Genomic DNA, 20,582 nt, shown 5'->3' on the forward strand with positions numbered 1-20,582 from the left:
ACCGCATGAGCGCACGTTTCCAGGAACTCGACTGGCGTCAGACTCCGCTGGGCGAGCTCACCCTGCGCCGGCGGCGTGATCCCCGCAGCGGCGAGGACATCCACGAGATCAAGCTCAACGACGAGTTCCTGATGTCCAGCCTGTTCACCGTCGCCGAGGTCGAACTGGCCCGCCTCGCACTCGCGGACCTGCCACGCGCACCGCTGCAGGTGGTCGTGGGCGGCCTCGGCCTCGGTTACACGGCACAAACCGTGCTGGAGCATGCGCACGTCGAGTCGCTGCTGGTCGTCGACGCACTGAACGAAGTGATCGAATGGCATCAGCAGGGACTCATCCCCGCGGGCACGGCGCTGGCGGCCGACCCGCGTTGCCGGCTGGTCCACGGCGACTTCTTCGCGATGCTCCGCTCGGGTGACGGCTTCGACCCGGCAGCCCCCGGCCGGCGGTTCGACGCCATCGTCGTCGACATCGACCACTCACCACGGCACCTGCTGCACCCCACCAACGCCGACTTCTACGAGCAGGCGGGCTTGCAGCGCCTCGCCGGGCTGCTGCGTCCTGGCGGGATCTTCGCGCTGTGGTCGAACGACCCGCCCGACGAGGAGTTCACCGCCACTCTCGCGGCGGTGTTCCCCTCCGTCCGGGCCGAGATCGTCAGCTTCCCCAACCCCTTGCAGGACAGGGACTCCACCAACACCGTGTACCTCGCGCAGCTCGGCTGAGGCCGATCAGTCGTCCGTCGCGAGCAGGTCCTGCAGTTCGCGGATCGCCTCGCCGAGCCGGTCTGCGAACGTGTACATCTCGTCCGCGACCGCGCGGGGCGTGCTCAGGTAGAGGTTGAAGCGGTCGGGCAGCAGCACGTACGCGACACCGATGCACTTCGCGCTGGTCGAGCCGAAGCCGAAGTGCTGGATGTGGACCGACGGTGCCGAGCTGGTGCTCAGGTAGTCGTCCCGCATGATCGTCCAGCCCGGCGTGTCGTACAGCGCGAGCGGTTCGGTGCCACCGCGGCGCTTCTGGATCAGCTGCAGCTCCCACAGGTGCTGCTCGGGGGCCGAACCGACCTGGCACTCCTTGGCGCGCTGGACGTGCGCGTCCGCCGCTGCCCGCAACGCGGCCCGGCGGTCGGCACGGGAGGTGGCCGGATCCTCCACAGTGGACACGAACCGCACGGCTTCCGGTGTCACCACCCGCATCGCCTCGGTGCGGCCGTTCTGGAACTGCCGGGTGCCGATCGACTCGTACGTGGCCCCCAGCAGGCCCTTCGACCTCTTGTGCGCGAGCTGGTAGGCCATCTGCACGAACGCGTCGGGCGAGATCCGCAGCTCCTTCGCGCGCTGCTTGCCGAAGTCCTCGAACGACAGCGTGACGGTCGCGGTGTCCGCTCCGTACTGGGCGAACGCCGCCGCGGCCGAGGCGCTGTCCTCGCGCAGCTCGGGGGTCAGGACGAACTCGATCGGCTCGGTCGCGGGCACGCCCTGCGACGTCGCGCCCGAGACCCGCAGGTGTTCCTCGGTCGGCGTACCGAGCATCGCGTCGGTGAACGCGAGGATCGTGGTGCCGTCCAGTTCGCAGTGTTCGACGTTGATGCCCGCACGGCCGTCGGCGAAGACGACGAACGTCACGGCCTTGTCGAACCAGCGGTTCGCGCTGTCGCCGTGCAGCAGCTGGTCACAGGCCGCCAGCGTGTCCGCGGGCGCGAAGTCCTCCAGCGCCACGCAGAACAGCGCCGTTTCGATCGTCTCCAGCGCCTCGGCGTTGTCGACGAGCAGTGCCTCACGGCTGCGCGCCCACTCCGCCCGCGCCTTGGTGGTGAGAGGCCCGGCCGAGAACTCCGCGCGGTCCGCCTTCATGATCGTCTGCAGGCCGCCGACCAGGTCTGCGAGGTCGTGCGGCACGCCGTCCTGGCCGAACACGTCCATCCGGAACGCGTTGCCGCGGAAGAAGACCACGACGTGCCGGGCGGTCGAAGGGAACGACGTGCGCGCGGTGTCCTGCTGGACGTGCGGAATCCGGGTGGCGGAGAACAGGAACTTGTTCTGCACCATGGACTGCGGTTCGCCCCGCAGCACGACCGGCGGGATGAGCTCGGCGTCGAGCCGCACCTTGTAGGCGACAGCGGCGGAGATCAGCGCCGCCGCCCGTTGCTCCTGAGTCTCGGCAACGTCCTGGAACAGGAAGAAGAAGTTCGCGTTCAACGCGATCCGGTCGCGGCGGCCGAGGTAGCGGGTCGGCCAGAAGAGGTCGAGCCAGCTGCGCACGTCCTCGCGGCCGTCGAACTCCTCCAGCGCGGCGTGCAGAGTGCGAGCTGGGCTGTCCGGAGCCAGGAACTCACTCACCGCGGCCTCGGTGGTCGCCAGCTCGGCGGCGGTCAGCAGCGGCGCGCACCACTCCAGGAACCGCGCGCAGCTCTCCTCCAGCGTGGGCAGGGGCACCCGCGGCAGCTGGCTCTCGTAGCTGAACGTCTTGCCGTCGCTCACAGTCACCTCAGATGTCGTCCCGTTTCGAAATGTGGAGCTGAGCGTAGAACCAGCCGTCGGCCTCCAGACCGCTCGGATCGACTCCCACGCCGGACAGCGTGTCGAGCACCCGCGACTGCTCCTCCGGCGAGATGAACCGCCGCTGCCGGAACACCTCGTCGAGGCGCACCGTCTCGTAGCCGAGCGCGGCGAGGCTCGCCTCGATCTCGTCGAACGGGAACATCCTCAGCACGAAGTGCGCCATCCAGGGTGCACCACTGGCGGCCACGACTCGGGTGAGCGTGTTCGCGCCGACGTAGCCGAGGCTGCCGGTCGAGATGACCAGGTCGACGTCCTCCAGTTGGCGCGCCTGGGCCGGGGTGGGATCGGACCGTTCCAGATCCGCGCGCACGGCGTCGTCGAGGAACCCGGCCTCCGTCGCGTAGGACAGGGCCGGCGCCGAGATGTCGAGGCCGACGAACCGGGCCGGGATCGCCTTTCCCCGCTCCCGGACGAGGTCCTGGTCGGCGGCCAGCACGTCGGCGTGATCGTGCTCGTCGATGCCGCAGTACCGGTCGTACAGGTCGTCCATCGTCAGGTCGCAGCGCAGCAGGGCCGCGTTGATGCCGTAGGAGCTGCCTATGTCGAGCACCGTCGGGGTGTCGACCCCCCGCAGCGCGCGGTAGTCCTCGATCAGCGTGGCGAAATACGGCTTGGCCAGCTGCGGGATCTGGTACTCGAGCGCGCGCAACGAGGAGAAGTAGGCGCGCGGATCGGGCTGGGTGTAGATGTGGTCGAGCTCGACTTTGCCGGTCGCGTCGAATCGCACGTGTCCCCCTCAGGCCAGCCGCTCGTCCACCCGTACGCCGTCTCCTTCTGCCGCAAGGTGTTCCGGCAGGACCCGGCCGAACAGCTGCCGCGTCCTGGCCACGCTGCCCACCACCCCGGGCCGCAGGCTGTAGGCGAAGATCGCCGTGTGCCGCTGCCGTTCGCCGCGCACCGTGCTCACCTGGTGCAGTGCGTAACGTCCCTTGAACAGCTGGAGATCGCCGACGCGCAGGGTGAGCCGGCGGACGAGGTGATCACCCTCGCCGGCCAGCACCGCCCGCACGTCACCGAAGTTCTCCTCGTCCGCCGACCGGATGTTCGGGCAGTACTGGAACTCGCCGCCCTCGTCGGGCTGCTGGGTCAGCATGCTGACGGTGAACTCGTTGGTGTCGAAGTGCCACGGGTGCGCGCGGCCCGGCGGGATCACGTTGAGCACCAGGCCGGACAGCGGGTCGGCCAGCTCGTGCAGCCGCGGGAGTTCGAAACAGCCGGCGACGAACCGCTGGAACACCTCGCTGGTGTAGAGCTGGTGGATGATCGCGTCCCGCGGGATGTGGTCCCGCGCCACGAAGGCGTTGCCGCGTTCCATCGTGGTGCGGCCGGGGTGGTCCGGCGGAAGCGGTGTGTCGACCGCGATGTTGTACGCGTTCACGGTCTCGACGTCGTAATACGCCTGCGGTGCGATCTGCGCGCATTCTCCGCGCAGGTCGTCGTGACGGGCGGGCCGGATGAAATCAGGCAGTACGCTGCAGCCGACGGTGTGCAGGTCGTGGTGGGTTCTCTCGACGACTTCCCGCCAGGCCGCGCTGCCCGGTTCCATCAGCGGATAATCCGTCGTGTTCACGACCTGGTCGAGTAATCCCGATTCCATCCGGTCAGTGTCACCACGTTGATCACAAACGCGTAGACCTTGTGACATTCTCCACCACAGGCATTTGGCGGTAGCGTCCGGAACCATGAGACGACTGCTCAGTGTCGCGTTGTCGTTCTTCCTGGTGTTCGCGGTTGCGAGCCCCGCGGTGGCCACCGGTGGCGACAAGCCGTTGCCCGGCTACACGATCGTCAATCCGCCACTCGCTCCAGCGCAGGTCGGCGGCAAGCCCACCAGGGTCATCCAGGGCGTGCACAGCCACGCGGGCTACATCATCGAGGTGCCGCCGCGCTGGAACGGCCGGCTCGCGCTGTGGGCGCACGGCTATCGCGGCGAGGGCAAGGCCCTCACCGTCGACGCCCCGCCGTACGGGCTCCGTCAGCGCTGGCTCGACGAGGGCTACGCCTGGGCCGCGTCCTCCTACTACAGCAACAGCTACGACGTGCGGGCCGGCGTCACGACCACGCGTGAGCTCGCGACGCTGTTCGGGCAGAAGGTGCAGCGGCCGAAGAAGGTCTTCCTCGCCGGCGTGTCCATGGGCGGGCACGTCATCGCCCGTTCGCTGGAGCAGTATCCGGGGTTCTACGCGGGCGCGTTGCCGATGTGCGGCGTGATGGGCGACCACGAGCTGTTCGACTACTTCCTGAACTACCACCTCGTCGCACAGACCCTGACCGGCATCCGCGCCTATCCGCTGCCACCGGACTACGCCACGGTCGTGGTTCCGCGCATCCAGCAGGCGCTGGCGGGCAACGGCCAGTTCCCCGCCGTCGTCACCACCCTGTCCGGGGGCGCCCGGCCCGGCGCTGGCGCGGCTTTCGCCTACTGGCAGAACTTCCTGTTCAACCTCGTCGCCACCCCGCCCGGCGACACCCTCGCCTCCAACCCGTTGCAGCTCGCCACCAACCTGACCACCCGCTACCGGCCGAACTCGCCGGTGGACGTCAACAAGACCGTGCAACGGGTCCGTCCCGCGAACCCCGTCGCGCGCCACACTCCCGCACTCACTCAGATCCCGGCCGTCCAGGGCAGGCCGAGCGCTCCTGTCGTGTCGCTGCACGGGATCGGCGACCTGTTCGTGCCGTTCTCGATGGAGCAGGACTACCGCGACGACGTGGCCCGCTCCGGCCGCACCCACCTGCTGGTGCAGCGCGCCATCCGCACGATCGACCACTGCGAGTTCTCCCCCGCCGAGGTCGGGAACGCGTGGCGCGACCTGACCGCGTGGGTGGACCGGGGCACACGGCCATCCGGTGACGACGTGCGCCGGACGGACGATCCGCGCTACGGCTGCCGTTTCTCCGACCGGAACGCCACCGGCGGCACCAGGAACCTCTTCGCCGCCTGCTGAGGACCAAGCACTCGCCGCCCCCGAGTTCGGCGTGGCACGATCTCGTGCCCGCTCGGGTGATGACAACGTTGTCGTCGCCTACACCTGGAGAGGAAGGCTCATGTTCGGCTCCCTGCACCGACACGCCAGACGCTCGATTCCCCTGATGGTCGCCGGTCTGCTGACCGCGGGCATCGTCACCGCCACACCCGCGGTCGCTGCACCGCTCAACCTGACGCAGCACGTGAACCCGTTCATCGGCACCGACAACAGCAACTCGCCCAACCCGGTTCCCGGCGGTGCGGGCGGCAGCACCTATCCCGGCGCCGTGGTCCCGTTCGGCATGGTCCAGTTCAGCCCGGACACCCCGACCGCCTCGCCGTCCGGCTACCGCTACAGCGACACGAGCATCCAGGAGTTCAGCCTCACCCACTTCAACGGCGCGGGCTGCGCCAACAACGAGGACCTCGGGATCCTGCCGATCACCGGCAACCTCGCCACGTCACCCGGCACGAACTGGACCGGCTACGCGGGCGCGTACACGAAGGCCAACGAGTCGGCCGCGCCCGGCTATTACAAGAATCGGCTCGACACCTACAACACCGGTGTCGAGCTCAGCGCCACCAAGCGCACCGGGTTCATGCGGCTGACCTACCCCAGCACCACCACGGCCAGGGTGCTGGTCAACAGCAGCCGCAGCGCCACGGGCAACCGCAACGGGTCGATCGCGATCAGCGGCAACCGGCTCACCGGGACGTTCACCGGCGGCGGCTTCTGCGGCTCGTCCAAGACCTACCAGCTCTTCTACGCCATCGAGTTCGACCGTGCGCCGACCGGGTTCGGCACGTGGCTCGCCGGCACCGTGAGCGCTGGCTCCGCGAGCACCAGCGGCGTGAACTCCGGTGGCTACCTCACGTTCGACACGTCCGCGAACCCCGTGGTGCAGCTGAAGGTCGGCGTCTCGTACGTCAGCGTCGCGGGTGCGCAGGCGAATCTCGCCGCCGAGAACCCGGGCTTCGACCTCGCCGGTGTCCGGACGGCCGCCGACACCGCGTGGAACGACGTGCTGAACAGGGTGCAGGCGACGGGTGGCTCGGCGACGGATCTGCAGAAGTTCTACACGGCGCTGTACCACGTGTTCCAGAACCCCAACATCGCCAACGACGTCAACGGCCAGTACCGCGGCGCCGACCAGACCGTGCGCACCGCGTCCCACACCGTCTACCAGAACTACTCCGGCTGGGACATCTACCGCTCGTGGGCTTCGCTGATCGCATTGCTCGCACCCGCGGAATCCAGTGACATAGCGAAGTCCATGGTGCTGCACGGCCAGCAGGGCGGGCTTCTGCCGAAGTGGTCGCACAACAGCAACGAGCACTTCGTGATGACCGGCGACCCCGGACCGATCATCGTGTCCAGCCTGTACGCGTTCGGCGTGCGCGGGTTCGACACCGCCGCCGCTCTCGCGTTGATGGACAAGAGCTCCAACGGTGGCACAACGCAGGGCCAGACGATCCGCGGCCGGCAGGCCGGGTACCTCAGCAGGCACTACGTCACCGAGGATCCGTCGGACTCGCTGGAGTACTCGGCATCCGACTTCGCCGTGGCCCAGTTCGCCAGAGCTCTGGGCGACACGGCGAAGTACACCACCTACATGACCCGTGCCCAGTGGTGGGCCAACGTGTACAACCCGGAGTCCGGCTACGTGCAGAAGCGCAACGCCGACGGCTCGTGGGCGTGGCCGGTCACCCCGGCGAACCCGAGCGGCTACACCGAGGGCAACGCGTCGCAGTACACGTGGATGGTGCCGTACAACTTCGGCAGCCTGATCAACCTGATGGGCGGCCCTCGCACCGCGATCCAGCGCCTCGACCACCACTTCACGCAGCTCAACGGCGGACTGAGCCTGCCGTACTTCTACATCGGCAACGAGCCGGAGCACGGTGTGCCGTGGGCCTACCACTACGCCGCCCACCCGCAGGGCACGAGCACGGCGGTGCGGCGGGTGATGACCGAGTCGTTCACCACGGCCGCCGGCGGACTGCCCGGCAACGACGACCTCGGCGCCACCTCCGCGTGGTACGTCTGGGCCGCGATGGGTCTGTACCCACCGACACCGGGTTCGGACGTACTCGCGTTGCACGGGCCGTTGTTCCCGTCCGTCACGGTCACCCGGCCCGGCGGCACGCTGCAGATCAACGCTTCGGGCGCGGGCGCTGCGCACGTGCAGAGCTTCAACCGCAACGGGGTCTCCTCGACGCGGTCCTGGCTGCGGTACGGGGACATCTCCGGCAGCGCGACGCTGAACTTCAGCATGGGACCGTCGCCCAGCGCCTGGGGAACCGGTGCGGCGGACGTGCCGCCTTCGTTCAACGACGGCTTCACTCCCCCGCCGGCCGCCCCTGCGCTCGGGGTGAACCTGGCACAAGGCAAGCCCGCCACAGCGTCCACACCCTGCAACGTGAACGAGGCGGCGGCCAAGGCGTTCGACGGCAGCCTGTCCGGCAAGTGGTGTTCGCTGGCCGCCGGCACGAAGTTCCTCCAGGTGGATCTCGGCTCGGCGCAGAACGTCGGGTCGTTCGTCCTGAAGCACGCCGGGCTCGGAGGTGAGAGCACGGGCCTGAACACGGGTGCCTACACCGTCCAGACATCCGTCGACGGAACGAACTGGACCACGGTCGTGAACGTGTCCTCGGTGCGGTCCAGCCGTTCCCACCACCCGATCACGCAACGGCAGGCGCGGTACGTCCGGCTGAACGTCACCACGCCGGCGAACAACGGCAACACCGCCGCGCGGATCTACGAGTTCGAGGTCTACGTCTAGCAGGTGTTCGGAGCCCGGTGCGGTGCACCGGGCTCCTCCGGTCAGATCGCCGCTTCGATCCCGGCGCGGTTGAGCGCCAGCCAGTCGTCCAGCGACTGCAGCTGCGGGTTGAGCCTGCGCACCAGATCCAGGTCGCGCACGCCGGCGAAGTAGTCAGCGGCCTCCGAGTAGAACTCGAACATGTTGGCGATCTCGACCGCACCCGGATAGCCGGCCGCGCGCGCCTCTTCGTAGGTCTGAGGGCGGTAGGTCACCTGCTCACCGAGCAGGTCGCCCAGCCGTGCGGCCAGGTCCTCTCCGGTCGCGTGCTCACCGGCGATGCTCACGGTGCGGCCGACGAACTCCACGCCGTGCCGGAAGATCCCCAGCGCGGTGCGGCCGATGTCCTCACCGGCGATCAGGGCGAGGCGGTTGTGCGCCATGGGCATGGACAGCACGAGCTTTCCGTCGGCGTCGCGGTGCGGGCCCTGCCCCATCGTCAGTGCCTCGTAGTAAAAGGTGGTCTGCAGGAACGTGGCCGGGACGCCGAGGCTCGTGAACGCGGCGTTGGCCTCCCCCTTGGCGTCGAAGTGCGGAACGGCGTACTCGTCGAGCAACGTCGGCACCGTGCGGCCGAGATGGTGGAAGTACGGGCGGGTGTCCTCGAGCGTCGACCACACCACGTGCCGGAGCTCGGTCGCTTTCGCGGCGCGGGCGGCCACGGTCGCCTGGTCGATCTCCATCCGAGCCCGGTTGCGGGCAGCCTCCTGGTCCGGGGTCAGCTGCGCCCAGAAGTTGGTCACCACGAATGCGCCGTACGCACCCTCGAACGCCTGCCGCACGCTCGCCTCGTCGTCGAGATCGGCGTGCACCACCTCCGCGCCTGCCTCGGCCAGGACCCGCGCGGGCGCCGACTCGACATCGCGGGTGAGTGCCCTGACCGTGAACCCGCTGCCGGGGTCCGCGAGGATCGCCCGCGCCAGCCCGCCGCCCTGCGCACCGGTCGCGCCGACCACGGCAATGATCTTGTTTTCGCTCATGCCCTCACGCTGGCAGTGATCGTCACGCCGCGCGTTCCCCTGCGGTGGGTACCCACCGCAGGGGATGCCAGCAATGCGGCACCCCCTGGACAATGGGCACATGGGAGAACAGCTGGCCGAGTTCCTGAGGGCCCGCCGCGCCGCACTGGACCCGGCGGACATGCCGGATCACGGAAGCCCGCGCAGAGTGCCAGGCCTGCGCCGCGACGAGGTGGCCCAGCTGGCCGGCATCAGCGTGAACTACTACACCCGCTTGGAACAGGGCGAGGACCACCAGATGTCGGACTCGGTTCTGCTGTCGCTGGGCAACGCACTTCGGCTGAGCGTGGACGAACGCGCACACCTGCTGCGCCTCGCCCGGCCGGACCAGGCGCGCCAGATCCGTCGTCCCTACGGCCCGGAGGAACTGCGCCCGTCGGTGCTGGCGCTGGTGACCGGAGCTGTGGACCAGGCCGCCGTCATCGTGGGCCGGTACTTCGACCTGCTCGGCGCGAACCGGCTTGGCTACGCGCTCTACGGATTCGCCCCAGGTCACCGGGTCAACCTCGCGAAGATGATGTTCCTCGACCCGAGCGTCCGCGACCTGTTCCCGAGCTGGCACGCCGAGGCGTTCAACACCGCCGCCTACCTCCGCATGGCCGTCGGTGACATGCCCGATGACCCCGAACTGGCCAAGCTCGTCGGCGAGCTGAGCATCAACAGCCCCGAGTTCACCACCATGTGGGCCGCCCAGCAGGTCGCCGAGTGCATGCACAGAGTGCGCCACTTCCGCCATCCGCTCGTCGGGCCGATGGAGCTCAACGAGGAGACGATGCGCGTGCCGGATGACCCCGGTCAGCGCATCATCTTCCTCGGTGCGACGGCCGGCACCGACTCGGCGGACCGCCTGCGACTGCTGGGCTCGCTGAGCAGCTAGGCCGTGTCCTGCAGGTCCGTTCGATGAGTGGAGAGCATGACGAGCAGCCCGCACAACGTCGCGATCATCGGCCGTCTGGAAGGGGAACCGCGCACGCGCGCCTAAGACGTGCCGCTGCCCGGTTCTGCCAGCGAAATGATGTGCTCGGCAGGATTGTGTTCGAAAACAGGATCTTGATGCCGTTGCCTGGCGCGTAGCGGTTCCGGTTCGTCACAACGAATTCAGCAGTCATGGCGATACCAGCGCAATGCGTGCGGTCTTCACCACAGCCGGCGCGTACTGCCGGACAACCATGACGTGCTCCGTTAGCGAGCCCGGCGACGTTCACCCGTTTGCCGGGAATCCTGCAATTCCAGGTGATGATGGATCCACCACGTTCGTAACGCAATCATTCGATCACGCGACTACGCCTGCATGCCTCGAATCTGGTGGGTCGCGCCACTGGTGCTGATTGTCGTAGCGGCAACAGGTGCTGTCGTGCTCCGCTTTCTGACCCACAGCGACGACAACGACACGATCGGCGCGACCACGACCTCATCGCCGGTCTCGGTCATCCCGCTGCCACCGGTCACCAACCAGCACACCGGCCGAACCAGTGCCGCACCCACCGAGATCGCCGTCGATCCGGCCGACTACCGGTTCGACCACGCCGAGGAGCTCTACTACTTCCGGTCGCCCTCGGGGAAGTTCTTCTGCGGCATCGTCACGGCGCCGATGTCCGCAGGCTGTCACGGACCGACGTCACCGGTCCCACCCCGGCCGGAGAGTTGCGCACCGCAGATCTCCTGGGGCGCCGGCATGTCCGTCGACAGGGACGGCACAACCGGGTTCATCTGCACCGGAGGGGTGATCTACGCGAACGGGTTTGGCGAAACCGATCCTGTTCTCCCGTACGGACATTCGCTCACCGTGCTCGGCTTCTCGTGCACGTCGGCACCCGCCGGGATCAGGTGCACGCACCTCACCACAGGACACGGCTTCCGAATCGCCACCGACTCCAACGAACAGTTCTGAGCGACAGCGAGCACGCATGACCATGAACCGGGCAGCGGAGGAAGTGGTCGGGTTGGACGACCCGGACGGCGCCGAATACGGCGCGTTCATCTCGTACAGCCACCGGCAGAGCACCCAGGTGGCGTTGGACGCCAAGCGTTTGATCGAGTCGCTGGGGAAGCGGTGGCACGTCCGGCGGGCCTGCCAGGTCTTCCTCGACCGGTCCAATCTCGCGGCAGCACCGGAACTCTGGAACGAGCTCGTGCAGGAGCTCGCGAAGTCGCGCTGGTTCGTGCTGCTCGCGTCGCCGGACGCCGCCGCGTCGAAGTGGGTCGACAAGGAGATCAGGTGGTGGCTGGAGAACCGTTCCGCGGACACCATCCTGATCGCCGTCACGGCCGGGAACATCTCGTGGGACGGCGACTCGGGTGACTGGTCCGCGGATCTCGACCGCACCACTGCTTTGCCCGGCGCGCTTCGCGGCGCGTTCGCGGCTGAACCACACTGGGTGGATCTCCGCGCACCCGCGGACGAGCCCCTGTCCGCGCTGGAACTCGAAGACAAGATCGCGACGATCGCGGCGAAGGTCCGCGGGATCGCCAAGGACCAGCTCTACGCGGAGGACCGCCGCCAGCACCGCCGCCAGGTGCGCACCTGGCAACTGGCGGCGCTGGTGCTGGTCGTGCTGACGATCGTGTCCGGTGTGTCGGCCAGAACAGCGGTGGTGGAGGGGAACAGGGCGACCAGGCAGGCAGCCCTGGCCACCGCGCGTCTCCTCGCGAACGAGGCGAACGCCCGCATCGACACCGACCTGCGGACGGCTCAACTCCTTGCCGTGGAAGCGCACCGGATCGCCCAGACACCGGAAACCACATCGGCGCTTCTCAACGCCGTGACGGCGAATCCCGCGCTGACCAGGTTTCTCGACGCGGGCTCTCCCGTCCTCTCCCTGGCGACCTCGCCGTCCGGCCGCACCTTCGCCGCCGGCACCAGGGACGGGCGGGTGGTGGTCTGGGACGGCGATGGCAGGAAACTCGCTGACGTGACCCTCGAGTCGGGTCCCGTCAGCTCGCTCTCCATCGACGGCGAGGGTGAGAACGTCGCCGCGTCGGACGGGAACTCCTTGGCGCTCGTCAAAACCCGCAGTCACGACCCCGTGCGCAAGCTCGGGACGGCCGGGCCGATCACCATGATCGCGCTGTCCCCGGATGCGAGCTACGTGGCGACGACCAACGCGAAGCAGCTCGACACAGGAGGACCCGCGCCGGCTGACGTCACCCTGTTCGACGCCGCGAACGGACACGAACTCCGCAAGCTCGCTCTGGGGCCGGTTCCCGTCCGCAGAATCGCCTTTCCCGACAAGACGACACTCACGGTCGCGGAAGTCGACGGCGCGTCCACTCACTTCGACCCGGCAACGATGCGAGAACGGTCCAAGACCCCAGCGGGCGGCGCACCGGCCAGCCGCTACATCGACGGCATGTCCGAGGACGCCCAGTACTACGGCCACGCGAAGTTCGGCGAAGCGCACGTGCGTGGCCCACGTGGCGGGGACGACCTCTCCTACGCCGGCATGCCGGTCGCGAACGCCGAAGCCGTCGCCATCAGCCGGTCCGGGAGTCACATCGCCGCCGCCAACACCGGCCAGATCACCGTGTCCGCCACCCAGCGATTCACCTACTTCGGCCCACCCCGCCACGTGCTTCGCGGCACGGGGGAAGTCGAGCACATGGCGTTCCTCGGCGACTCCGGCGATCTCGTCACCGCCAACGAGGACGTCGTGGTGATGTGGCGGCCTGACAGCAGCGGCCGCCTGGCACAGGAGATCGCGCGCACGCCCGACGACTACGAAGCGGTGACGCGACCGGCCCTCACCAAGTCGCTCGACGAGCGAACCATCGGGGTCCTCGACGAAACCGGCACCCTGAGCGTGGTGGACACCGACGCGCACGAGGTGATCCGGCAGCTCGACAGCAGAAAGATCGGCACTCCGGACGCCCTGACGCTCGCCGACGACAGATCACGGGTTCTCGCCGTGTCCATGAAGTCGGGACACCGGAACGTAGAACTCGAAACCGGTCGATCCACGCGCGCCGACGCGAACTTCGAGAGCGCCACCAGGGACCGGTTCATCTTCGCCCACCCGCTGCGGAACATGCGCGCCCTCGCCGTCAGCGCCGCCGGCACCTTCGAGGTCGTCTCGCTGGTGTCCGGACAGACCGAGAGCCGTCGCGAGCACGTCCTCGGCGACCACGACCACTCGTTCCCGCTGCCCATCACCAGCGCCTCCGTCAACCGGAGTGAGACCACAGCCGCGATCCTCAAGCAGGACGAGGTGCACCTGGTCGATCTGGCGACCGGAGCCACTCGTCGCCTCGACACGCAGCAGGCAGCCACCGCAGAGTTCGCCGGCGACGACCTGATCGTCCGTTCGCAGGACGGGAAGGCCGAGATCTGGTCGGCTGACTTCGCCACGAACCGCCGGACGACCATGACGCTGAAGCCGACCACACCGATCGCCACCTCCCGATCGCAGAGGTGGCTCGCCAACGTGACCGAGGACGGCTCGATCGCTCTCCACGACTACCAGGCCGGGACCGTCCTGGCGCGGCTGATCCTGCCCAACCCCACCGAGTCCAAGAGCGGCACCACCGGCAGCTCCACCTCCGTCCTGTTCGCGGGCCAGGGCGAAGACCTCTACTCGGCAACGCCGGGAGGGCTGGTCCTGAGATGGCGACTTTCGCCAGAACACTGGGCACTCACCGCGTGCGCGACCGCGGGTACCGCCCTGTCGGAGGCGCAGTGGCGGGCCTTGATCAGCGACGACGTCCCGGCCGACCGCCGATGCACGCGCCCCTGAACACCTTGCCGAGCAGAGGAGAACAGCGGTGACCGGCTCGGAGTCAGAGTGGCGACGGATCCCGCTGTTCATCGCCTCGACGTTCCGCGACATGGACCACGAACGTGATGTCCTCACCCGTGTGGTGATTCCGGCGGTGAACGCCGAGCTGCGCCGGCGCGGCCACGGCGCGTCGATCTACCCGGTCGACCTGCGCTGGGGCATCGAGACCGACGAGCGGCTCGACCCCGAGACGCGGCAGCGGATGATCCTCGACATCTGCGTGTCGGAGGTGCGGCGCTGCCGTCCGCTGTTCATCGGTCTGTTCGGCGCCACGTACGGCTGGATTCCGCCTGACGCGCTCAGCCGCGCGGTGATCGACGCGGCAGGCCTGCAGGATCCCGGCTTCCCGTTGTCCGTGACCGCCATCGAGTTCCTGGCCGCCGCCCAGGCAGCCGAAAGCGATGGGATCCAGCCGGTGCTGCTGGCTCGTCGCGCCGCCGCGACCGATCAGGGCGAACAGGAACGCCTGGTGCGGCTCGCCGTCCACCTCGTTGAGCGGGGCCAGTTCGTGCACCCCTACGACGTGGACACCACGTTCACCGACCTGGCGACGGAAGCGTTGCTGGATCGGCTCGACCGGATGTTCGAGGCCGAGGCTCCCGGCAACTGGCTGGACGCCGAGCTCGCCGAGCAACGATGGGCTACCGAGCGCGAAGCGCACCAGTTCGTCGGCAGAGAAGAAGAACTCGAGTTCATCAGAAGGTTCTGGACCTATCGATACGGAGTCGACAGTGAATTCGGGGACGACCCGGACAGTCCACTGTGGAAACTGCGCCAACGGCTGGGCAACACCACGCTGGGGATCGTCGGCAGTTCGGGCTGCGGAAAGTCGGCCCTGCTGGCGAAAGCGGCCACCGACATGTCCATCAGCACGCTCGTCGCCAGGGAGGACTGGGCTCCGCGGGCGTACGTGCAGGTCGGTGCGACGACGGCGAGTGAACGGCTGCCCGTCTGCGTCCTGCTGCTGCTCGCGCAGCTCGACCCGGAGGCCGCCCGTTCGGTCGCGGACCGGTACGACGCCGAAAGCCTGGAGCTGGCTCACGTTCTGGACCTCTGGCTTCAGAAGCTGGCGGCGGGCAGGCGGCTGTTCGGTCCCCTGATCGTCGTCGACGGCCTCGACCGGCTCCGCGGATCACTCACCGAGAGTCAGCCGCTCGCCTGGCTGCCCATCACGTGGGGCGATCGTGTGCGGGTCCTGGTGTCGGCGGCCGAGGACACGTTCGAGGCAACGCTGCTGAACGTGCGGCCGGCCACGAAGGTGCTGCGGCTGGGCGACTTGAACCACCGGGACGCCACCGTTCTCGTCCGCAGCCGCGTCGCCGCGCACCACCGGACGATTCCGCGGGCAGTCGCGGAGCGCTTGGTGAGCCGGTCGAAGTCCGCGCGCTGGCTGGTCGTCGCCACCGACCTCATGCTCACCTTGATGGCGTACGACTACCTGACGCTGCGCGAGGCGCAGGACAACGATCTCGATCCCGAAGTCGCGCTGCGCCTGATGCTCGAAGAGACCGGTGGACAGCTCCCACCCGAGCTCGACGGCCTCCACGAGGAGTCCTTCGCCCGGTTGATCGACCTCGTCGGCATGCAGGTCGGTGTCGTCCTCTGCCTGCTCGGCGCCTCGGTGCACGGCCTCCACGAACAGGACCTGGTCGCCGCGCTCGAAGCCGCCGGGTTCACGCCGGGCTCGGCCGACATCGCCCTGTTCCGGGCCGTGCTCGCGGTGCACGTCACGGTCAGGGACGAGGTGTGGAGGTTCGCGCATCCCAGTGCGGCGACCGGGGTCGATCTCCTGCTCGAAGCCGCGTCCGAGGAGACCGGGCAGGACGTCCGCACCGCCTACCGCAGGATCCTGGTGCGGCACCTGGCCACCAAGCCCGTGGCCGATCCGGCCAGGTGCCGGGAGCTGTTGCCGTTGCTGATGCTCATCGACGAGCACCGGCTGCTGGTCAGCGGGCTGGCTGAGCCGGCTCACTGCACCGACGAGTCGGTCGCGATCTTCAGACTGGCCCTACTCGGCTTCCTGCAGGGCGAAGCACCGCCGCGGTTGTGCGCGACGCTGATCGGGGCGGCCACCACGGACCGGCAGCGACTGACGATCATCGAGATCGTCACCGGTGTCCTCCCGCATCTGCGACGACCGGACATCGACGAGCTCGCGCCGGTGTGCCGGGCCGCGCTCGCCGCGGTGAGCCCGGAAGCGAGGAACCGATTCGGCAAGAACGCGGACGCCCTGCTGCACGTGGTGGACGCGGTCTCAGCGGACTTCTTCGCCGGTGACTTCCAGTCGCAGGCGATCATCAGCTGGTTCACCTCGGCGGTGAGCAGCGGAACCGGGTCTTTGCGCGACGCGCCGGCCGTTCCCGCCCCAGCCACCGAGACACACGCGCGCCTGGCGTTGTTCCAGGGCACGAAGACGCTCACCGAGTACGCGATCATGGTGGGTACCTCTCAGCTGTCTCCGGCCGACGACGACGCGGAGCAGGCGCATGCCCTGCTCGACCACTGGAGCTCGTTTCTCGCCGGTCTGACGGAACCGGACCTGAGCGTCCAGGCGCTCATCGAGCTGTCCATCGCCGTGGCCCGCCGAGCGGCGGGCTTCGCCTGGCCCAACGCGGGTTTCCAGCCGGCAGTCGACGACTTCGAGCGGCTGAGATCGCTCACCGACCGCATGCGCGGCGAGCCCGACCTGGTCTGCCTGCTCGGTTTGTGCGCGAGAGTCCGCGCCGCCCAGCTGCTCGACGCGATGTCCGACGAGGAGGAGATCACCGCGTCGGACACGGTCGTGATCCACGAGGCCCTGGGATTTCTCGAAGAGGCGATGTGGCAACTGGACATCCAGCACGAGCTCGCCCCGGACGCCGTCGCGGTCGAACTGACCGCGATCCAGTGCGGACTGCTCCACAGCACGTTGCTGAGTGCGTGCGACCAGCACGTGTCTGCGTGCGACTCGGGGTTCAAGGCACTGCGGAAGCCGCACGTGGTCGACCTGCTGGGCCAGGAGAGTTTCATCGACCAGGCAGTGGCGCTGCTGCGTTCCTGGTACCTGTCGTGGAGCAGAACCGATCCCACTCCCCTGCTCGAGCGACTGGCACAGGAAGTCGACCTGCATTCCGCTACACGGCAACAACATCCGGAGGTCGACGCGATCATGCTCATGGTGGCGCTGACGGCGGCCAAGCGGCTGGGAGCCGTCGAGCTCGCCACCCGGATGGTCGTCCGCGCGCTCCCCCGCTTCCAGTCCGGCGACATTCCCGTCGACGACGAGTCGCCGCTCGACGAGCTCGTTCGCGGCTTCGTCTCCGAGATCGAGGACGACCTGGTCGAGTTCGTCCTGGACGAGGACTTCCCCGACGCGGACGATCCGGACCTGGTCATCCGCATCGCCACCGGCATGTACGAGATGCGCACGGCGCTGATGGCGCACTGCCCCGGCGATCCCTCGGACGCGGTGGGAGCGCTGTTCAACGCGGCGTTGATCGCGACGATGCAGCGCCGGCCGGACCGGCTCGCGAACGTCCGCGCGCAGCGTCAAGGGCTCACCGCCGCGGCGGACGACAGGTCCCCGGCCCTGTTGTCCGCCCTCGACAAGCTTCTCCGGTCGTGACTGCTGCGACTGATACCGCTACTCCTCCACCACCATCCCGTGCTCTTCAGCGTCGCGGATGGCCTGCTCGATCGCCGGGTGGTCCAGAGGGATCAGGTCATCGTCGACCCTCTCCCGCGGCGCGCAGTCGAGGTTCGGGTCGAGCTCGTAGGTCATGCCACCGACAACGACGTCGTCGGCGAGCACTCGCACGCGAATCAGCACCGGCTCTCCCGCATGCGCGACGTCATCGGCGGTGAAGCCGCAGCCAGGCCGGAGACTCACGCTGATCTGACGCTGCGCTCCCGCTGCGAGTCCGAAGCTGGTGCACCCGTACCGGTGGCCGACCCGGATGCGCCAGCCGCGGTCCCGCAGGAACTCGGGCAGTTCTCCCTTGACGACGAACCGCTTCCTCGAGTCGTACGGGTTGTGCACGTCGAAGCGGCGCTGCACGAAACCGGCCAGCAACCCGCGGACACCGCCACCTCCCGGCACGGGTGCGACGTTGCGCTGCGCGAGGTTGTTGTCGAACGGAACGATGCGCCACTCCGCTGTCGGCCCGATCGCGCACGGGTAGAAGGTGCCCGCGTCGATGTTGCTGAGATCGCCGTCCGCGCTGACCTCCATGAACATGCACTCGTGCCCGACCGTGCGTGGCCGCCAGTGGAACGGGCCGACGACCACAGCGCCGCCCGCCGGCACACCGCCCGGCACAGGCAGTTCGATCGTGTCCATCGGCAGCCAGTCGTCCGGCCAGGACAGTCCGGCGCCGGGCTGAGCCGAGTAGCCGCGCACGCGCACGTTGGTAGCGGCGTTCATCCCTCTGTTGCTGACCCTCACGTAGGCGTAGTTCGTTTGTCCGACCACGGGTGTCTCGTGCGTGCCGGCGGTGGGGGTGAGCCGGTTCCAGATGTTCGTGCACTCCCAGTGGTTCGGTTGGAACTGGTATTCGCCCGCGCGGCCGTCGTCGATGAACACGTCGACCGCGGGTGGGGCTCCTGGAGTCACGACAGGACGCGGCGCGCCTGCAGGCTGGTACAGGCCCTGTTTCTCGAAGCTCCACCGGATCACCTTGTGGAACGCGCCGCCCCGATAGCCCTCGAAGTCGACGGTGCCGATGTCGGCGTTCATCAACGAGGTCGCGTAGATGTCGGGGGTCGGTGTCGGCGTGACCGGGTTGCTCGCGAGTGACCCGATCGCACGGATGATCAGGTAGGCGGTCTGGCGGGCGGCCAGGAGACGCTGCGCCAGATCCGCGGCGTCACCGCCGAGCGATCGGTACAGCCGGAAGTGCGTGGTGGACAGGATCTGCTCGCTGGAGTAGCTGCCGACGTCGTTGACGCCTCCCCACGCCCAGCCCGCGGTCACGTCCCGGCCGTGGTTGCGGTTGGGAATGATCCACGGGAACGTCTCGAACCTGCGCACCGCATCGGTGCGCAGTGCCGACGCGGGATCGAGCAACACTGCGGCGAGGCTGTCCCCCGCGCTGTGCGCGAAGCCGAAGTTCGGCGAGTGCACGCTGTCCCACAACAAAGCATGCCCGAACTCGTGCAGCACCACGCGAACGTCCGCCGCGATGCTCACCGCCGGGAACGGGGATCCGGCAAGTCCGAACTGGAAACCTCCGGAGCCCGTACCGGTCGTGTTGCCGGGCGCTCTGGCGTTCACGGCATCGCTGAAAGCGCTGGCGTCAACGGGAACCGGGAACGACGTGCCGTCGAAGTAGGTCGACAGGTTGAACCCCATCAGATGCATCTGCCGGAACAGCCAGTCGCAGTGGTGATAGGCGTTGACCGCCGCGAACTCCCGTCCCGGCGCGTCGTAGGCGAAGTTCGCCGGTGGGTTGGTCTGGCTCGGTGGAGGGAAGACCGGTGGCTGGATGTCCACCACGCGAACGAACACTCCGGAGAGGTTCTGCGGGTCGGCGTTCGCCAGACCCTCGAGCACCACGCTGTCCCGGAACGGGTTCAGCGCGGCGGCCGGGGCCGTCGGTACGACAGTGGCCGCGGCTCCCGCTGTCGCCGGGTCGGTGCGGAAGATCATGCCGGTCGCGCAGGCGATGAACGCCCGCAGATACAGCACCGCACCCGTTTCCGGTTCGACGAACGCACGCCAGTTCACGTCGCCGATTCCCGATACGGCCAACGTGAAGAGCACCTCGGTGACCACGTAGTGCTGTCCAGCGACGAAGGCATCCGGTACGTCGGGAAGCGCAAGCGTGGGTACCGGTTCCTGCAACGTCGTCGAATCCGGCTGCCGGGACTCGGGGTCGAACCGGTTCCCCGGGTCGTACTCGTAGACGAGGAAACGCGGAGTCGCGTTGATGGACAGCATGTCCTTGGTGAACAGGATCTGCGCGAGTGCGTCGGGGGTGATCGCTTCCGGCCGGTACGCGGCGGCCGGATCCACACTGCTGGTCGACACCGACCGGTGGACCGAGCTCTGCGACGCGGTGACGCGCATCGGCTCGGGTTGGATCGTGAGACTGAACCCAGCGCCCCACACCGGCAACTGGTCGTGTGTCTGCTGATAGGAGATGACCGTTGTGCCGATCACGACCTTCTGGTCGTCCAGCTCCAGGCGGTCGCCCCCGCCGATGTCCCGTTCGCCACCGGCGAAGTCGGATGAGCCGGGCAACATCGCACCGTCGATGTGATAGATCGGCGCAACCTCTCGCAGGTACTGCTCGGCGAGCATCTGCGGTGTGGTCGCGAACGCCGTGCCGTCGACCTCGTCGAGCGCGGAACGGTCGGTCACCGCGACGAAGGGCTGCTGGACGTGCTCGATGAACAGCACCTCGCCATCGCTGTCCCTGTCGAGGTTCGTGTTGTCGGTGAGGCGGAAAACCATTGCTCCC

At 68.3% G+C, this 20,582-nt stretch carries 12 protein-coding genes; 7 read left to right on the forward strand and 5 right to left on the reverse strand.

Annotated features, from left to right (window positions below; genetic code table 11):
* Window positions 1–5: 5 nt before the first annotated feature.
* Window positions 6–722 carry a spermidine synthase gene (locus LFM09_RS42695; protein WP_414102331.1) on the forward strand — a complete coding sequence of 239 codons (717 nt, stop codon included), beginning with the start codon at window positions 6–8 and terminating at the stop codon, window positions 720–722.
* Between the two features lie 6 nt (window positions 723–728).
* Here LFM09_RS42695 and LFM09_RS42700 read toward each other — a convergent pair whose 3' ends face one another.
* The 3 genes from LFM09_RS42700 to LFM09_RS42710 are packed head-to-tail and all read right to left on the reverse strand — an operon-like array spanning window position 729 to window position 4,158.
* Complete coding sequence (locus tag LFM09_RS42700; protein ID WP_414102381.1) at window positions 729–2,480, reverse strand: choline/carnitine O-acyltransferase; 1,752 nt, start codon at window positions 2,478–2,480, stop codon at window positions 729–731.
* A gap of 7 nt (window positions 2,481–2,487) precedes the next feature.
* Complete coding sequence (locus LFM09_RS42705; protein WP_414102332.1) at window positions 2,488–3,288, reverse strand: class I SAM-dependent methyltransferase; 801 nt, start codon at window positions 3,286–3,288, stop codon at window positions 2,488–2,490.
* Between the two features lie 9 nt (window positions 3,289–3,297).
* On the reverse strand, window positions 3,298–4,158 hold the full coding sequence (locus LFM09_RS42710; RefSeq protein WP_414102333.1) for an arpA protein: 861 nt from the start codon (window positions 4,156–4,158) through the stop codon (window positions 3,298–3,300).
* Window positions 4,159–4,243: 85 nt separating this feature from the next.
* On the opposite strand from LFM09_RS42710, the gene LFM09_RS42715 reads away from it, so the two are divergent.
* Window positions 4,244–5,509 carry a hypothetical protein gene (locus LFM09_RS42715; protein ID WP_414102334.1) on the forward strand — a complete coding sequence of 422 codons (1,266 nt, stop codon included), beginning with the start codon at window positions 4,244–4,246 and terminating at the stop codon, window positions 5,507–5,509.
* A gap of 100 nt (window positions 5,510–5,609) precedes the next feature.
* Window positions 5,610–8,312, forward strand: coding sequence for a GH92 family glycosyl hydrolase (locus LFM09_RS42720; protein WP_414102335.1), 2,703 nt, complete (start codon window positions 5,610–5,612; stop codon window positions 8,310–8,312).
* A gap of 41 nt (window positions 8,313–8,353) precedes the next feature.
* Here LFM09_RS42720 and LFM09_RS42725 read toward each other — a convergent pair whose 3' ends face one another.
* Entirely contained in the window at window positions 8,354–9,331 is a 978-nt protein-coding gene (locus LFM09_RS42725; protein WP_414102336.1) for an NmrA/HSCARG family protein, read from the reverse strand.
* 100 nt (window positions 9,332–9,431) lie between these two features.
* Between LFM09_RS42725 and LFM09_RS42730 the strand changes: the two genes are divergently transcribed.
* From LFM09_RS42730 to LFM09_RS42745, 4 genes are all read left to right on the forward strand, one after another.
* Window positions 9,432–10,247, forward strand: coding sequence for a helix-turn-helix transcriptional regulator (locus LFM09_RS42730; protein WP_414102337.1), 816 nt, complete (start codon window positions 9,432–9,434; stop codon window positions 10,245–10,247).
* Window positions 10,248–10,724: 477 nt separating this feature from the next.
* A complete protein-coding gene (locus LFM09_RS42735) occupies window positions 10,725–11,261 on the forward strand; it encodes a DUF6636 domain-containing protein (protein WP_414102338.1) in 537 nt (178 codons plus the stop codon).
* 16 nt (window positions 11,262–11,277) lie between these two features.
* On the forward strand, window positions 11,278–14,100 hold the full coding sequence (locus tag LFM09_RS42740; protein WP_414102339.1) for a TIR domain-containing protein: 2,823 nt from the start codon (window positions 11,278–11,280) through the stop codon (window positions 14,098–14,100).
* A gap of 28 nt (window positions 14,101–14,128) precedes the next feature.
* Window positions 14,129–17,746, forward strand: coding sequence for a DUF4062 domain-containing protein (locus tag LFM09_RS42745; protein WP_414102340.1), 3,618 nt, complete (start codon window positions 14,129–14,131; stop codon window positions 17,744–17,746).
* Between the two features lie 18 nt (window positions 17,747–17,764).
* Here the strand turns inward: LFM09_RS42745 and LFM09_RS42750 are convergent, their stop codons facing one another.
* Entirely contained in the window at window positions 17,765–20,575 is a 2,811-nt protein-coding gene (locus tag LFM09_RS42750; RefSeq protein ID WP_414102341.1) for a hypothetical protein, read from the reverse strand.
* Between the last annotated feature and the right edge of the window lie 7 nt (window positions 20,576–20,582).

The sequence above is a fragment of the Lentzea alba genome (genome assembly GCF_047445655.1).
Taxonomy (GTDB): domain Bacteria; phylum Actinomycetota; class Actinomycetes; order Mycobacteriales; family Pseudonocardiaceae; genus Lentzea; species Lentzea alba_A.

What these genes read in the sequence shown, in the direction of transcription:
- LFM09_RS42725 (WP_414102336.1), bottom strand. Translation starts at nt 9,331, where the DNA reads ATGAGCGAAAACAAGATCATTGCCGTGGTCGGCGCGACCGGTGCGCAG.
- LFM09_RS42715 (WP_414102334.1), top strand. Translation starts at nt 4,244, where the DNA reads ATGAGACGACTGCTCAGTGTCGCGTTGTCGTTCTTCCTGGTGTTCGCG.
- LFM09_RS42730 (WP_414102337.1), top strand. Translation starts at nt 9,432, where the DNA reads ATGGGAGAACAGCTGGCCGAGTTCCTGAGGGCCCGCCGCGCCGCACTG.
- LFM09_RS42720 (WP_414102335.1), top strand. Translation starts at nt 5,610, where the DNA reads ATGTTCGGCTCCCTGCACCGACACGCCAGACGCTCGATTCCCCTGATG.
- LFM09_RS42710 (WP_414102333.1), bottom strand. Translation starts at nt 4,158, where the DNA reads ATGGAATCGGGATTACTCGACCAGGTCGTGAACACGACGGATTATCCG.
- LFM09_RS42750 (WP_414102341.1), bottom strand. Translation starts at nt 20,575, where the DNA reads ATGGTTTTCCGCCTCACCGACAACACGAACCTCGACAGGGACAGCGAT.
- LFM09_RS42695 (WP_414102331.1), top strand. Translation starts at nt 6, where the DNA reads ATGAGCGCACGTTTCCAGGAACTCGACTGGCGTCAGACTCCGCTGGGC.
- LFM09_RS42740 (WP_414102339.1), top strand. Translation starts at nt 11,278, where the DNA reads ATGACCATGAACCGGGCAGCGGAGGAAGTGGTCGGGTTGGACGACCCG.